Below are 14,665 nucleotides of genomic sequence, written 5' to 3' on the forward strand. Positions count from 1 at the left end.
CTTCTTGATACGACGATCTTAAATTTATCATGGGATCGGGTTGTCGAGCTTTTTGATGCACCCGACAGTTTATTTTACCTAGACCCGCCTTATCTTGTAAAGAAGAAGTGTTACAGCTCTGGGAATTTTGTTGAAGATGATTTTGTGAGTATGGCAAAAGTTCTCAAAAGCATACAAGGTAAATTTGTCTTGAGTCTCAATGATTGTGATGCGGTTCGAGAGATCTTTAAGGATTTTGACTTTTTAGAATTAGAGACCCTTTGGACCTCTGGTTTTGCTAAAAAACCACCCCGAAAAGAACTCTTGATTCGCAATAATTGAAGAAAATCATAAAAAGATTTGTTAGAATCAGAAGAAAATATTTCTTCTCTAATAGGACTTTTTATATGGTTACATCTTTTGGTAAAATTTTACGGAAACTTCGGGTTGATCATTCAGAACGCCTCTTAGATATGGCTAAGAAATTAGACATATCTGTATCATTTTTATCTGCTGTAGAAATTGGCAAAAAATCTGTTCCTGTAGAACTGGAAGAAAAGATCATAGAGCTTTATGGTTTAGATAAAGCAATGGCTTCTCTCTTAAAAAAAGAAGCCTATTCTTGTCGAAAAAGCATCATAATAAAACCTTCTACTCCGTTGCAACGTGAAACTGTTGTTGCGTTTATGAGACTTTTAGATGGCTTACATCAAGAAGCGTTAGCAGACTTCAAAGAAACATTAGAAACATTGTGCGAAGCATGCTTTATAGAGAAATGTTAGAAAATCCTATTCCCTAACTTTTATTTACGCGCCCCTCACTTAAAAAAACATATGAAGAATCAACAGCTTAATAGGAATATAAAGCTATATGGTGGGCGATGAGAGACTCGAACTCCCGACATCCTCGGTGTAAACGAGGCGCTCTACCAGCTGAGCTAATCGCCCAATGCAATGATTGGCAATTGAATGGGAACTCTTTAAGGAAAAAATTTTCTAAACGCAAGAATAAAGATGGTATTTGATAATTTTTTTTAAAAATGCATAATCCTTCTTGACATAAACGCATGAACCCCTTACACGACCGCTTGTACCAAATTAAATTGGTTCGAAAAAATGCGCGGGTGTAGCTCAGTTGGTTAGAGTGCTGGCCTGTCACGCCGGAGGTCGCGGGTTCGAGCCCCGTCACTCGCGCCATTTTATGATTCCTTGTGAAATTTCCTTTTTAAAATATCCATATGCTATTGAGTGAGGTGGTGAGTATTTGATTGTGGGATAAATGTGTTTTTCTTTCTTTTTATATGGTTTATAAGAATAGGGCTTGCGTCTTTCTTTGCTCTGCGTTACCTATGCCGATAAGAAAAGTATCGCTCTATATGCCTTTGAAGCAGTATGAATAGAATTAATAGAGCGATTATTAAATTTGTCTGTTTGGTCTCGCAATATTGAATCATTGTGTTAAGCTCAGGCATTTCGTTACGATGGAAGAGGGTTATGGCTTATTTATTGAGCTCTTATTTACCAGTCTTGATTTTCATTATTGTGTCAGCTGTTATTGCTGGAGTTTTGTTGATTACACCTTACATTGTAGCATATCGTTCCCCTGATCCTGAAAAGTTATCGGCTTATGAATGTGGGTTTAATTCATTTAGTGATGCACGCATGAAGTTTGATATTCGTTTCTATTTGGTATCAATTTTATTTATTATTTTTGATCTTGAAGTTGCTTTTCTTTTTCCTTGGGCTGTTTCATTCGAATCAATAGGTATGTTTGGCTTTTGGTCGATGATTGTGTTTTTAGCAATTTTGACTATTGGATTTATATATGAATGGAAAAAAGGAGCCCTTGAATGGAATTAAGATCTAATAATTCAACGATTGCTGCTCCAAAACCAAAAGGAATTATTGATCCCAGTACTGGTGAGCTGATAGGGGCTGATGATAAGTTTTTTCGTGATATTAATGCAGAATTATCAGATAAGGGTTTTTTAGTTACCTCGGCAGATGCTTTGATTACTTGGGCTCGCACCGGTTCTTTAATGTGGATGAGTTTTGGTTTGGCTTGTTGTGCTATCGAAATGATGCAATGCTCAATGCCTCATTATGATAATGAGCGTTTTGGCTATGCGCCACGAGCTTCACCCCGTCAGTCAGATGTGATGGTGGTGGCAGGTACTCTAACAAATAAGATGGCTCCTGCTTTAAGAAAAGTGTACGATCAGATGCCAGAGCCACGTTATGTGATTTCTATGGGATCATGTGCAAACGGTGGGGGATATTATCATTATTCCTATTCAGTAGTGCGTGGATGTGATCGTATCGTGCCTGTCGATATATATGTTCCAGGGTGCCCACCTACAGCAGAGGCATTATTATACGGCATATTGTTGCTACAGAAAAAAATCCGTCGTACCGGATCTATAGAGCGATAGAGAGTTTTCTTGTCATGATGGATGAAACTTTGGTTGAACTTGCTGCTTATTTGGAAAACAAGTTAAAAAATAAGCTTGAAGAGACTGTTATTGCTTTTGGTGAATTGACCATTGTGGCACGTCTTGATGCAATTATCGATGTCTTAATGTTTGTTCGTGATGATTCGCGCTGTCAATTTATTAATCTCACAGACATTAGTGGTGTGGATTATCCTTCTCGCGATAAGCGCTTTGATGTTTCTTACCAATTGTTATCTCCTCGTGAGAATTTACGCTTACGTGTAAAAGTTCGTACGGATGAAAATACTCCTGTTGCTTCAGCTTGTACGGTTTATCCTGGCGCAGAGTGGTATGAACGTGAAACGTATGATATGTATGGGATTTTATTTTCAGGACATCCGGATTTGAGACGAATTTTAACAGATTATGGGTTTGAAGGATATCCTTTACGCAAAGACTTTCCTGTGACAGGATTTGTTGAATGTCGTTATGATAATGAAGCAAAGAGGGTAATTTATGAGCCTGTTGTTTTGCGTCAAGAGATGCGTAATTTTGATTTTCTTTCTCCTTGGGAAGGGGGCCAGTATACTTTGCCATGTGATGGAAAAGCGGATGAAAAAAAATAATATTGGTTTTGATAAGGCATTATATTAGAGTACTGTGTTTCTTAAATAATTAAATATTTTTTAGTATGATAGATTTTTTTGATATTTGATATGAAGTTTTTTAAAAGGCAAGGGGTTGATTGTGGCTGAGGTCAATGTTCGAAACTTTAATATCAATTTTGGTCCGCAGCATCCTGCCGCGCATGGGGTTTTGCGCATGGTTTTGGAGTTGGATGGTGAAGTTGTTGAGCGTGTGGATCCACATATTGGGTTATTGCATCGCGGTACCGAAAAATTAATGGAAACAAAAACTTATCTTCAAGCGGCTCCTTATCTAGATCGTTTGGATTATGTTGCTCCTATGAATCAGGAACATGCTTTTGTTCTTGCTATTGAAAAGTTATTGGATATTAAAGTTCCTAAAAGAGGGCAATTAATACGTGTTTTGTTTTCTGAAATTGGGCGTATTCTTAATCATTTGCTTAATGTAACGACACAGGCAATGGATGTTGGTGCTTTAACGCCACCGCTTTGGGGATTTGAACAGCGTGAAAGATTGATGATTTTTTATGAGCGTGCCTGTGGCGCTCGTCTTCATGCAAATTATTTTCGTCCCGGTGGCGTGCATCAAGATTTACCAGAATCTTTAGTTGAAGATATTGGTGATTTTATTGATCCATTTCTTGTTTCTCTCGGAAAACTTGATGCGCTTGTGACCCCGAATCGGATTTTTAAGCAGCGTAATGTGGATATTGGCGTTGTAGGTATTGATGAAGCTTGGGTACGTGGTTTTTCTGGGGTTATGATTCGTGGAGCTGGTGTTCCATGGGATTTACGTAAAAGTCAGCCTTATGAATGTTACGATGAAATGGAATTTGATATTCCTGTAGGTAAGAATAGCGATTGTTATGATCGCTATCTTATTCGTATGGAAGAAATGCGTCAATCAGCAAAAATTATGCGCCAATGTGTGGAGCGTTTGCTGAGTACTGAAAAAAATGGACCGGTTTCGAGCTTGGATCGCAAAGTTGTACCACCGAAACGGAGTGAAATGAAAAGTTCGATGGAAGCACTAATTCATCATTTCAAGCTTTATACGGAAGGTTTTCATACGCCTCCTGGAGAAGTATATGTTGCTGTGGAAGCTCCGAAGGGTGAGTTTGGTGTTTATCTTGTTTCTGATGGAACCAATAAGCCTTATCGTGTCAAGTTGCGTGCTCCTGGGTTTGCGCATCTCCAAGCTATGGATTTTTTAACCAGAGGTCATATGCTGGCGGATGCTACAGCTATTTTGGGTTCGATTGATATTGTTTTTGGGGAGGTTGATCGCTAATGTCCGTACGCCGTCTTGCAGATGAAGTTTATCAGCCCGCTGAGTTTTCTTTTACAAAAGAAAATCAGATATGGGTAAAAAATACTATAGAGAAATATCCTGTAGGGCGTGAGCAGTCTGCTGTAATTCCGTTATTAATGCGTGCTCAAGAGCAAGATGGTTGGGTGACACGTGCCGCGATTGAGCATATTGCTCAGATTCTTTCTATGGCTTATATTCGTGTTCTGGAAGTTGCAACTTTTTACACTCAGTTTCAGCTTAAGCCTGTTGGAACAAAAGCGCATATTCAAGTTTGTGGTACAACCCCTTGTATGTTACGTGGATCTGGTGAATTGATTAAAGTTTGTCAGAAAAAAATTCATCATGAACCTTTTGTTACCAATCAGGATGGAACCTTATCATGGGAAGAGGTAGAATGTCTTGGTGCTTGTGTGAATGCTCCGATGGTTATGATTTTTAAAGATACTTATGAAGATCTTACAGCTGAGCGTCTTGAAGAAATTATTGATGCATTTGAAGCTGGGAAAGGTTCTGAGATAACGGTTGGTCCGCAAAGTAGCCGTAAGTCGTCGGAACCGATTAGTGGTTTAACTTCTCTTATTGATGATGAGAAGGAAAAAAAGATCTCTTAAGTCTTCACCCAAAAAGGATAAGGAAATAGTGGGAACATAATTAAGTATTTTTCTTGAGAAAATATTTTATTATTCTACCCATAATGGCAACATTTAATGAAAAGTAAGAAGTTTTGAAAAGATATTTAAAAATTGCATTTGAGGAAAAGCGGAAAATGCTATGGGTAATAGAAAAAAAGGTGGGGTATGCTAGCTGATAAAGATCGTATCTTCACCAATATTTATGGTTTAAAAGACAAATCATTAAAGGCTGCGATGTTGCGTGGGCATTGGAATGGTCTGAAAGAGATGATTGACAAAGGTCGTGATTGGATCATTGATGAGGTGAAGGCATCGGGTTTACGCGGTCGTGGTGGTGCTGGTTTTCCTACCGGAATGAAGTGGTCTTTTATGCCAAAGCAGAATGATGGGCGTCCTCATTATTTGGTTGTCAATGCCGATGAATCTGAACCTGGAACTTGTAAAGACCGTGATATTTTACGTCATGACCCCCATACTTTGATTGAAGGATGTGCAATCGCTACTTTTGCTATGGGAGCCAATGTTGCTTTTATTTATATTCGTGGTGAATATATTCGTGAACGTGAAGCGCTTCAAGCTGCCGTTGATGAATGCTATGATGCGGGTTTACTTGGCAAAAAAACGAAATATGGGCATGCTTGTGATATTGTTATTCATCATGGAGCTGGTGCTTATATTTGTGGTGAAGAAACAGCTCTTCTTGAAAGTCTTGAGGGGAAAAAGGGACAACCTCGGCTTAAACCACCATTTCCTGCCAATATGGGGATTTATGGCTGTCCAACAACAGTAAATAATGTAGAGTCCATTGCTGTAGTTCCAACGATTTTGCGGCGGGGTGCTTCGTGGTTTTCATCAATCGGACGAGCAAATAATGTTGGAACGAAATTATTTATGGTTTCAGGGCATGTTAATGCACCTTGTACATTTGAAGACGCTCTTGGTGTTTCATTCCGTGAATTAATTGAAAAACATACGGGTGGTGTTCGTGGTGGATGGAATAATCTTTTAGCAGTTATTCCAGGGGGAGCTTCTTGTCCAGTTGTCCGTGGTGAGGATATGATCGATGCAATCATGGATTTTGATGGGATGCGAGATGTTGGGTCTTCTTTTGGCACGGGGGGAATGATTGTTATGGATAAATCAACCGATATTATCAAGGCAATTTGGCGTATAGCTGCTTTTTTCAAGCACGAGAGTTGTGGTCAGTGTACACCGTGTCGTGAGGGGACGGGGTGGATGATGCGTCTTTTAGGGCGTATGGTTGAGGGAAGAGCGCAAAAACGCGAGATTGATCTTTTGTTTGAAGTGTCGAAACAGGTTGAAGGACACACTATTTGTGCGCTTGGTGATGCTGCCGCATGGCCTGTACAGGGGTTGATACGTAATTTTCGTCCGGAAATCGAGCGTAGAATTGATGAATACACGCGAAATGTAGTCCAAAGCAAAAATATTGCTTTAGAAGCTGTAGGATAGAAGATTTTTTAAAGAGCAGCCGAATGCAAATTTTAAGTGGGTTATCCGCAGGTTGGATGGGTGATGATAAATATCAAAGTTGATGGCAAAGAGATTGAAGTTCCTGATTACTACACGTTGCTTCAGGCTGCTGAGGCGGCTGGGGCAGAAATTCCACGTTTTTGTTTTCATGAATCTTTGTCAATTGCTGGAAATTGTCGTATGTGTTTGGTTGAGGTTAAGGGTGGTCCTCCGAAACCTCAGGCTTCTTGTGCTATGGGGGTTCGTGATTTACGATTGGGGCCTAACGGTGAAGCACCTGAGATTTTTACCAATACGGCGATGGTAAAAAAAGCACGTGAAGGTGTTATGGAATTTCTTCTCATTAATCATCCTTTGGATTGTCCTGTGTGTGATCAAGGGGGAGAATGCGATCTTCAAGATCAAGCAATGCTTTATGGGCGTGATTGTTCTCGTTATAGTGAAAATAAGCGTGCTGTAGAAGATAAATATATTGGGCCACTTGTGAAGACAGTTATGACACGGTGTATCCATTGCACACGCTGTGTTCGATTTACAACAGAAGTCGCAGGTATTTCTGAGCTTGGTTTGATCGGTCGCGGCGAAGATGCTGAAATTACGACATATCTTGAAAAAGCTATGACATCTGAATTACAGGGAAACGTTATTGATCTTTGTCCGGTGGGAGCTTTAACTTCAAAACCTTATGCGTTTCATGCTCGTCCGTGGGAATTGGTAAAAACGGAATCAATTGATGTGATGGATGCGCTTGGTAGTGCGATCCGTATTGATAGCCGTGGCCGTGAGGTTATGCGGATTATGCCGCGTACGAATGAAGATGTAAATGAGGAATGGATCTCTGATAAAACGCGTTTTATTTGGGATGGATTGCGCACTCAGCGGCTTGATAGGCCATATGTACGCAAAGATGGAAAGCTTCAGCCTGTCAGTTGGACAGAAGCTTTTGCAAAAATTAAAATGGTGGTTTCTAAAACCTTGCCAGAAAAAATTGGAGCGATTGCTGGAGATCTTGCGTCTGTTGAGGAAATGTATGCCCTTAAAGCATTATTGAGTTCTTTGGGCTCAACGCTTTTTGATTGTCGCCAAAGAGGGGGGGCTTTATCGCCTGAGTTTGGGCGTTCGAGTTATATTTTTAATCCTACAATTGCAGGTATTGAACAGGCTGATGCACTGCTTATTGTGGGATCTAATCCACGTCATGAAGCGGCTGTTTTAAATGCGCGTATTTTAAAGCGCCAACGGATGGGAAATTTTCCTATTGCATTAATTGGAGAGAAAGTCGATTTACGTTATCCTTATTCTTATCTTGGATCTGGGAGTGATACATTAACGACACTTATTCGTGGAGAGGATGTTTTTTTAAATGTCTTAAAAGAAGCGAAGAGGCCCCTTATTCTTATCGGAGAGGGAGCTGTTTCAGGAAATGAAGGTTTATCTGTTTTAAAAAGTCTTGCTAAATTAGCTGACAATATTGGTGCTCTTAGTGAAGAATGGAATGGGTTTGGGATTCTTCATAATGCAGCATCGATTGTTGGAGGATTGGACATAGGCTTTACTTCTAAGCTTGGGGTTGCAAATATTCTTAAAACCTGTGAAGTTTTATTTTTACTTGGTGCTGATGAAGTAGAATTAGCCAATACAAAAGCTTTTACAGTTTATATTGGTAGCCATGGTGATAATGGTGCACATGCTGCTGATGTTATTTTGCCTGCATCTGCTTACACTGAAAAATCAGGGCTTTATGTGAATACAGAAGGACGTGTCCAAATGACAAATCGGGCTGGTTTTGCTCCAGGTGAAGCAAAAGAAGATTGGGCTATTTTGCGTGCTTTATCGGATATTTTAGGACAAAGGCTCCCTTTTGATTCTCTTTCTCAATTAAGACAATGCTTGTTTAATGATTATCCACACCTTTGTGCTGTTGATGATATAGTACCTTCTGATATAAGTGGTCTTAAGGCGCTTGGTTCAAAAATGGTTTCTCTAGAGAGTCACACCTTTACTTCTATGGTTAAAGACTTTTATTTAACAAATCCGATAGCACGTGCTTCTGCTGTTATGGCTGAATGTTCATCTCTTGCAAAAAACCGTGCTACGCAAACTATAAAGTAAGGCAAAGGAAAAGGAATAATGATGTATGATTTCTTTATGACTTGGCTGTTGCCATTACTCATTATAGTTGGAAAAACACTTCTTCTTTTGGTCGTTCTTTTGATCTTAGTTGCTTATCTTCTTTACGCAGATAGAAAGATTTGGGCAGCGGTGCAATTGCGTCGTGGACCAAATGTTGTTGGTCCATGGGGTTTGTTACAGTCTTTTGCAGATTTAATTAAATTTGTTGTTAAGGAGCCTATTATCCCTGCAGGTGCAAATAAGGGTGTTTTTCTTTTGGCTCCTTTTGTTTCAGCGACACTTGCTTTATCAACTTGGGCTGTTATTCCTGTCAATGAGGGCTGGGAGGTTGCGAAGATTAATGTTGGCTTGCTTTATATCTTAGCCATTTCATCTCTTGAGGTTTATGGTGTCATTATGGGGGGATGGGCATCGAATTCAAAATATCCTTTCTTAGGAGCCCTTCGTTCGGCGGCACAAATGGTTTCTTATGAAGTTTCCATTGGTTTTGTGCTTGTGACTGTCATTTTAATAAGTGGTTCGTTGGATCTCACAACAATTGTTCATAAACAAAGTTCTGGAATTGGTACAACTCTTGGTCTTCCTTTTAACAGCTTTCTCGATTGGAATTGGTTGGTCCTTTTTCCAATGTTTATTATATTTTTTATTTCTGCGCTTGCAGAGACAAACCGTCCTCCATTCGATTTGGTGGAAGCAGAATCTGAACTTGTAGCTGGTCATATGGTAGAATATTCTTCAACGCCTTACATGCTTTTCTTTCTTGGTGAATATGTTGCGATTGTTTTAATGTGCGCATTAACAACTATTCTATTTTTAGGCGGTTGGCTGCCACCTTTAGATGTTTGGTGGCTTAATTGGGTTCCTGGTATCATTTGGTTTATTTTAAAAGTCTGTTTTGTATTTTTTTGGTTTGCTATGGTTAAAGCATTTGTTCCACGTTATCGCTATGATCAGCTCATGCGGCTTGGTTGGAAGGTTTTTCTTCCTCTCTCACTAGCAATGGTTGTGATAACTGCTGCTTTTTTAAAGTTTACGGATTTCGTTTAAGAGGAGATTTTACGATGTCAGGTTTTATTCAGGCGGCAAAGTCACTTCTTCTATTGGAATTTGTGAGTGCTTTTTTCTTAGCCATGCGTCAATTTTTTTCACCAAAGCCCACGATTAATTATCCTTATGAAAAAGGCTTTGTATCTCAGCGTTTTCGCGGTGAGCATGCATTGCGTCGCTATCCAAATGGTGAAGAAAGGTGTATTGCTTGTAAATTATGTGAAGCAATTTGTCCTGCTCAAGCGATTACAATTGAAGCTGGACCACGGCGCAATGATGGTACGCGTAGAACTGTTCGTTATGATATCGATATGGTTAAATGTATCTACTGCGGTTTTTGTCAAGAGGCTTGTCCGGTTGAAGCTATTGTCGAAGGTCCAAATTTTGAGTTTGCGACGGAAACACGTGAAGAACTTTATTATGATAAAGAAAAGCTTTTATTAAATGGAGATCGCTGGGAGCGAGAAATTGCTCGCAATATATTGATGGATGCGCCTTATCGCTAAGTGTATCGTTAAATGAGGTGTCGGATATTTTCCGATAAATTGTAATCTGGTATGAAGTTTATACCAATTGTTTGAATAATTAAGGAGAAGCCTATGCTAACAGATCTAGCGGCGGCATTTTTCTATTTGTTTGCTTTTATTATGCTAACAAGTGCAGTTATTGTTATTACAGCACGCAATCCAGTGCATTCTGTTTTGTTTTTAATTCTCGCATTTTTTAATGCAGCAGCTTTATTTTTGCTTGCAGGAGCAGAATTTTTAGGGCTTATTCTGCTTGTTGTGTATGTAGGAGCTGTCGCTGTTTTATTTTTGTTTGTCGTTATGATGCTTGACGTTGATTTTGCTGAGTTAAAGAGTGGAACTCTTCGGTATGCTCCTATTGGAGCTCTTATTGGTGTTATTATCGCTGTAGAATTGATTGTTGTTTTTGTGAGTAGCTATTTTTCTCCAGTTTTGAGAACACATGTTACGCAACCAATGCCAGATTTAGCGCAGCGAACAAATACACAAGCATTAGGAGATATTCTCTATACGGATTATGTTTTCTATTTTCAAATTGCTGGAATGATTTTATTGGTTGCAATGATTGGGGCTATTGTTTTAACACTTCGTCATAAATTAGGAGTAAAGCGGCAATCTATTGCGGAGCAAGTTTCTAGAACGGTAGAAAGTGCCATTGAAATCAAACAAGTTGAATCAGGTAAAGGTATGTAAGGGGGGCTATGTAGATGTATATTGATATTACACATTATCTCACTGTTTCTGCTTTGATGTTTACAATTGGTATTGCTGGAATTTTTCTCAACAGAAAAAACGTGATTATTATCTTGATGTCCATTGAGCTTATATTGCTTTCAGTTAATCTCAATTTTGTTGCGTTTTCAGCATTTCTTCATGATCTCGTTGGTCAGATATTCGCTTTATTTGTCTTAACCGTAGCAGCTGCTGAAGCTGCCATTGGTTTAGCAATTCTGGTCGTTTTTTTCCGTAATCGTGGTTCCATTGCGGTTGAAGATGTTAATGTAATGAAAGGCTAACCAGTGATGTATTATACGATTGTCTTTCTTCCGCTTTTGGGTTTTTTAATTGCTGCACTGGGTGGAAAAACGATAGGAGATCGTGCGAGTGAATTGATAACATGTAGCTTTATGGTTGTTGTTGCCATATTATCGTGGATAGCATTTTTCAGTATTGCACTTGGTCATATTCCAAAGATTGACGTATTGGTATTACATTGGATGACTGTTGCTGACTTAAGCTTTAACTGGGCTTTACATGTTGATGCATTAACAGCTGTCATGCTTATTGTTGTGAACAGTGTTTCGGCATTGGTGCATATTTATTCAATTGGTTATATGCACCATGATCCTTCAAGGTCTCGTTTTTTTTCTTATCTTTCTTTGTTTACATTTATGATGCTTATGTTGGTGACCTCCAATAATTTGATTCAGATGTTTTTTGGATGGGAAGGTGTAGGACTTGCTTCTTATTTACTCATTGGTTTTTGGTTTCAGCGCGATTCTGCTAATAAGGCTGCAATGAAAGCTTTTGTGGTCAATCGTGTTGGAGACTTTGGTTTTCTCTTAGGAATCTTTAGTATTTTTGTTTTATTCCAATCGGTTGATTTTGCCTCTATTTTTGCAAAAGCTGCAAACAATAGCTTTATACAAAATATGACATTTTTAGGTTGGCAATTTGATGGGCAGACGGCAATTACCATTACATGTCTTTTATTATTTATTGGTGCGATGGGAAAATCAGCACAATTTCTTTTACATACTTGGCTGCCTGATGCAATGGAAGGGCCAACCCCTGTATCAGCGCTTATTCATGCCGCTACAATGGTAACGGCTGGTGTTTTTATGGTTGCGCGTATGTCGCCAATTTTTGAACTTTCTTCGACTGCTTTGACCGTGATTATTATTGTTGGTGCAACAACAGCGTTTTTTGCAGCAACTGTGGGGTTGGTGCAGAATGATATTAAGCGTGTTATTGCTTATTCTACATGCTCTCAACTTGGTTATATGTTTGTGGCATTAGGTGTTGGAGCTTATGGCGCTGCTGTCTTTCATCTTTTTACGCATGCTTTTTTTAAAGCCTTATTGTTTCTTGGTGCAGGTTCTGTGATTCATGCTGTATCTGATGAACAAGATATGCGAAAAATGGGTGGGTTACGCAAACATATAAAGGTCACCTATTGGATGATGATGGTCGGGACCATTGCATTGACCGGTGTTGGGATTCCAGGAACACTTTTCGGGACTGCAGGTTTTTTCTCGAAAGATGCGATTATAGAGTCTGCTTTTGCATCCCATAATATTGCTTCAGGATATGCTTTTTATCTTCTTGTTTTTGCTGCCTTTTTAACAAGTTTCTATTCATGGCGGCTTATCTTTATGACATTCCATGGTAAACCACGGGCAACAGTTGATGTTATGCATCATGTTCATGAATCGCCTCCAGTTATGTTGATTCCACTCTTTCTTTTATCTATTGGAGCAATATTTTCTGGTGTCGTTTTCCAACCTTACTTTTTTGGTGACTTGTATAATGCTTTTTGGAAGGGAGCATTATTTACAAGCAGCCACAATCACATTCTTCATGATTCCCACCATGTTTTTAATTGGGTAAAATGGTTGCCATTTATAGCGATGGTTCTTGGGTTTATTTTAGCTTATTTATTTTATGTTTCTATTCCATCTCTTCCTAAGAAAATGGTTCGTATTATGCCAAGAGCATATAATTTTCTTTACCAAAAATGGTATTTCGATCAATTATATAACTTTTTATTTGTTCGTCCTACCTTTAGAATTGGTTCTTTTCTTTGGAAAGTGGGAGACGGTAAAATTATTGATGGTTTAGGTCCTAATGGTATCGCAGCGCGTGTTGTTGATATTACAAATAGAATTGTTCGATTGCAAACAGGCTATCTTTACCACTATGCATTTGCAATGCTTATCGGCGTTGCATTACTCATTACATGGATGATGATCGGGGGCGTAAACTAATGACCGATTGGCCTATTCTTTCTACGGTTACATTTTTGCCACTTATTGGTGTGCTTCTGATTTTGTTTATCAAAGATGATAGTGAAGTAGCACGCCATAATATACGTAATGTCGCATTTTTTACGACTCTATTTGTTTTTATTATTTCTTTAATTATTTGGATAGGATTTGATTCTAGCAACCCAAATTTTCAAATGGTTGAAAAGTCCAGTTGGTTAGGGGGGGGCATTAGCTATCATATGGGGGTTGATGGTATTTCTATTCTTTTTGTTGTTCTCTCGGCTTTTCTTTTGCCTTTTTGTATTTTAGCAAGTTGGGAAAATGTTAAAGAGAGATTAAAGGCTTATATGATTGCATTTCTTCTTCTAGAAGTTGCGATTATTGGCGTTTTTTGTGCTCTTGATGCAATGCTATTCTATGTTTTTTTTGAAGGTAGCCTTATTCCAATGTTTATCATCATAGGTGTATGGGGTGGAGCACGTCGTGTTTATGCAAGTATAAAGTTTTTCTTATATACTTTACTTGGTTCAGTGCTTATGCTGGTTGCTCTTATGGCTATGTATTGGGAGGCTGGGACACTTGATATACCAACTTTACTCAATTACCAGTTTCCTGCTCATATGCAAATATGGTTATGGCTTGCATTTTTTGCTTCTTTCGCAGTTAAAATGCCAATGTGGCCGGTTCATACATGGCTTCCTGATGCTCACGTGGAAGCACCGACAGCGGGTTCCGTTATTTTAGCTGGTGTCTTACTCAAATTAGGTGGGTATGGTTTTCTTCGTTTTTCTTTGCCTATGTTTCCTATCGCTTCAGCAGATTTTGCACCTTTGATTTTCACATTATCACTTATCGCTATTATTTATACGTCGTTGGTTGCACTTGTTCAAAATGACATCAAAAAGCTTATTGCTTATTCTTCAATAGCTCATATGGGGTATGTGACAATGGGCATTTTTTCTGCGAATGAACAAGGGATACAAGGGGCTATTTATCAGATGCTATCCCATGGAATTGTTTCAGCAGCGTTGTTTCTTTGTGTTGGGGTTATCTATGATCGCTTGCATACACGTGAAATTTCAGCGTTTGGTGGTTTAGTGAATAATATGCCTAAATATGCTGTTGTTTTCTTAATTTTTACTATGGCAAATGTTGGTTTGCCTGGAAGCTCAGGATTTTTGGGTGAATTTTTAACCTTAATAGGTGTTTTTCAAGTAAATAAATTGGTTGTTGTTTTAGCAACAACAGGTGTTATCTTATCGGCAGCCTATGCCCTTTATCTTTATAGGCGTGTGGTTTTTGGTTCCTTGGATAAAGAGAATTTAAAAGTATTAATAGATCTTTCTTTAAGAGAAAAATTCATCCTTTATCCAATGGTTGTTCTTACAATATTCTTTGGTATCTATCCAACGCCTATTCTTAAAGCAACGGCGTTTTCCGTAGAAACCCTCATCAATAAACTGCACTAGATAAGGG

Annotated in this window: 15 protein-coding genes and 2 tRNA genes; 16 read left to right on the forward strand and 1 reads right to left on the reverse strand. The window is 38.8% G+C overall.

The features are described 5' to 3' along the window. Both ACFIKH_RS06535 and ACFIKH_RS06540 read left to right on the forward strand, forming a co-directional pair. Positions 1-321 (forward strand): DNA adenine methylase (locus tag ACFIKH_RS06535; protein ID WP_375671247.1); only part of this gene is annotated, 321 nt, incomplete at its 5' end. A gap of 65 nt (positions 322-386) precedes the next feature. Further along, on the forward strand, positions 387-761 hold the full coding sequence (locus tag ACFIKH_RS06540) for a helix-turn-helix domain-containing protein (RefSeq protein WP_375648391.1): 375 nt from the start codon (positions 387-389) through the stop codon (positions 759-761). An 89-nt stretch (positions 762-850) separates the two neighbouring features. Here the strand turns inward: ACFIKH_RS06540 and ACFIKH_RS06545 are convergent. Beyond that, positions 851-926, reverse strand: a tRNA-Val gene (locus tag ACFIKH_RS06545). Positions 927-1,098: 172 nt separating this feature from the next. On the opposite strand from ACFIKH_RS06545, the gene ACFIKH_RS06550 reads away from it, so the two are divergent. The 14 genes from ACFIKH_RS06550 to ACFIKH_RS06615 all read left to right on the forward strand — a co-directional run bounded on the left by ACFIKH_RS06550 (position 1,099) and on the right by ACFIKH_RS06615 (position 14,658). Then, positions 1,099-1,175, forward strand: a tRNA-Asp gene (locus ACFIKH_RS06550). 297 nt (positions 1,176-1,472) lie between these two features. After that, complete coding sequence (locus ACFIKH_RS06555) at positions 1,473-1,838, forward strand: NADH-quinone oxidoreductase subunit A (RefSeq protein ID WP_005773599.1); 366 nt, start codon at positions 1,473-1,475, stop codon at positions 1,836-1,838. Beyond that, the gene (locus tag ACFIKH_RS06560; protein ID WP_375648392.1) at positions 1,829-2,410 is read left to right on the forward strand and encodes a NuoB/complex I 20 kDa subunit family protein; all 582 of its coding nucleotides are present in this window, start codon (positions 1,829-1,831) and stop codon (positions 2,408-2,410) included. Before ACFIKH_RS06555 ends, ACFIKH_RS06560 begins: the two co-directional genes overlap by 10 nt. A gap of 14 nt (positions 2,411-2,424) precedes the next feature. Beyond that, the gene (locus ACFIKH_RS06565) at positions 2,425-3,036 is read left to right on the forward strand and encodes an NADH-quinone oxidoreductase subunit C (RefSeq protein WP_375627309.1); all 612 of its coding nucleotides are present in this window, start codon (positions 2,425-2,427) and stop codon (positions 3,034-3,036) included. A gap of 121 nt (positions 3,037-3,157) precedes the next feature. Beyond that, positions 3,158-4,348 (forward strand): NADH-quinone oxidoreductase subunit D, encoded by a 1,191-nt coding sequence (locus ACFIKH_RS06570; RefSeq protein ID WP_375671249.1) that lies wholly within the window; start codon positions 3,158-3,160, stop codon positions 4,346-4,348. After that, positions 4,348-4,980 carry an NADH-quinone oxidoreductase subunit NuoE gene (gene nuoE / locus ACFIKH_RS06575; RefSeq protein ID WP_375671251.1) on the forward strand — a complete coding sequence of 211 codons (633 nt, stop codon included), beginning with the start codon at positions 4,348-4,350 and terminating at the stop codon, positions 4,978-4,980. The genes ACFIKH_RS06570 and nuoE overlap by 1 nt, the downstream gene beginning before the upstream one ends. Positions 4,981-5,166: 186 nt before the next feature. Then, positions 5,167-6,474 (forward strand): NADH-quinone oxidoreductase subunit NuoF, encoded by a 1,308-nt coding sequence (nuoF, locus tag ACFIKH_RS06580; RefSeq protein ID WP_375627308.1) that lies wholly within the window; start codon positions 5,167-5,169, stop codon positions 6,472-6,474. Between the two features lie 63 nt (positions 6,475-6,537). Next, positions 6,538-8,607: an NADH-quinone oxidoreductase subunit NuoG gene (gene nuoG / locus ACFIKH_RS06585; RefSeq protein WP_375651944.1), complete on the forward strand. Its 2,070-nt coding sequence runs from the start codon at positions 6,538-6,540 to the stop codon at positions 8,605-8,607. Positions 8,608-8,628: 21 nt separating this feature from the next. Then, complete coding sequence (gene nuoH, locus ACFIKH_RS06590; protein WP_375625919.1) at positions 8,629-9,675, forward strand: NADH-quinone oxidoreductase subunit NuoH; 1,047 nt, start codon at positions 8,629-8,631, stop codon at positions 9,673-9,675. Between the two features lie 14 nt (positions 9,676-9,689). Then, entirely contained in the window at positions 9,690-10,181 is a 492-nt protein-coding gene (nuoI, locus tag ACFIKH_RS06595; RefSeq protein WP_273723184.1) for an NADH-quinone oxidoreductase subunit NuoI, read from the forward strand. A gap of 93 nt (positions 10,182-10,274) precedes the next feature. Next, positions 10,275-10,895: an NADH-quinone oxidoreductase subunit J gene (locus tag ACFIKH_RS06600; protein WP_273723185.1), complete on the forward strand. Its 621-nt coding sequence runs from the start codon at positions 10,275-10,277 to the stop codon at positions 10,893-10,895. Positions 10,896-10,909: 14 nt separating this feature from the next. After that, positions 10,910-11,218: an NADH-quinone oxidoreductase subunit NuoK gene (nuoK, locus tag ACFIKH_RS06605; protein WP_015856359.1), complete on the forward strand. Its 309-nt coding sequence runs from the start codon at positions 10,910-10,912 to the stop codon at positions 11,216-11,218. A gap of 6 nt (positions 11,219-11,224) precedes the next feature. Continuing rightward, positions 11,225-13,189: an NADH-quinone oxidoreductase subunit L gene (nuoL, locus tag ACFIKH_RS06610; RefSeq protein ID WP_375653700.1), complete on the forward strand. Its 1,965-nt coding sequence runs from the start codon at positions 11,225-11,227 to the stop codon at positions 13,187-13,189. Further along, the gene (locus ACFIKH_RS06615) at positions 13,189-14,658 is read left to right on the forward strand and encodes an NADH-quinone oxidoreductase subunit M (RefSeq protein WP_375625906.1); all 1,470 of its coding nucleotides are present in this window, start codon (positions 13,189-13,191) and stop codon (positions 14,656-14,658) included. The genes nuoL and ACFIKH_RS06615 overlap by 1 nt, the downstream gene beginning before the upstream one ends. Positions 14,659-14,665: the final 7 nt, after the last annotated feature.

Origin of the sequence: Bartonella sp. SD1336NMGDW (genome assembly GCF_042193565.1) — a bacterium.
In the GTDB taxonomy this organism is placed as follows: Bacteria; Pseudomonadota; Alphaproteobacteria; order Rhizobiales; family Rhizobiaceae; genus Bartonella; species Bartonella grahamii.

Bases quoted from the DNA above. Each gene is read 5' to 3' on its own strand.
- nuoL (WP_375653700.1), top strand. From the start codon at position 11,225: ATGTATTATACGATTGTCTTTCTTCCGCTTTTGGGTTTTTTAATTGCT.
- nuoI (WP_273723184.1), top strand. From the start codon at position 9,690: ATGTCAGGTTTTATTCAGGCGGCAAAGTCACTTCTTCTATTGGAATTT.
- nuoH (WP_375625919.1), top strand. From the start codon at position 8,629: ATGTATGATTTCTTTATGACTTGGCTGTTGCCATTACTCATTATAGTT.
- ACFIKH_RS06600 (WP_273723185.1), top strand. From the start codon at position 10,275: ATGCTAACAGATCTAGCGGCGGCATTTTTCTATTTGTTTGCTTTTATT.
- ACFIKH_RS06615 (WP_375625906.1), top strand. From the start codon at position 13,189: ATGACCGATTGGCCTATTCTTTCTACGGTTACATTTTTGCCACTTATT.
- nuoK (WP_015856359.1), top strand. From the start codon at position 10,910: ATGTATATTGATATTACACATTATCTCACTGTTTCTGCTTTGATGTTT.
- nuoE (WP_375671251.1), top strand. From the start codon at position 4,348: ATGTCCGTACGCCGTCTTGCAGATGAAGTTTATCAGCCCGCTGAGTTT.
- nuoG (WP_375651944.1), top strand. From the start codon at position 6,538: ATGATAAATATCAAAGTTGATGGCAAAGAGATTGAAGTTCCTGATTAC.
- ACFIKH_RS06540 (WP_375648391.1), top strand. From the start codon at position 387: ATGGTTACATCTTTTGGTAAAATTTTACGGAAACTTCGGGTTGATCAT.
- nuoF (WP_375627308.1), top strand. From the start codon at position 5,167: ATGCTAGCTGATAAAGATCGTATCTTCACCAATATTTATGGTTTAAAA.
- ACFIKH_RS06560 (WP_375648392.1), top strand. From the start codon at position 1,829: ATGGAATTAAGATCTAATAATTCAACGATTGCTGCTCCAAAACCAAAA.
- ACFIKH_RS06555 (WP_005773599.1), top strand. From the start codon at position 1,473: ATGGCTTATTTATTGAGCTCTTATTTACCAGTCTTGATTTTCATTATT.
- ACFIKH_RS06565 (WP_375627309.1), top strand. From the start codon at position 2,425: ATGATGGATGAAACTTTGGTTGAACTTGCTGCTTATTTGGAAAACAAG.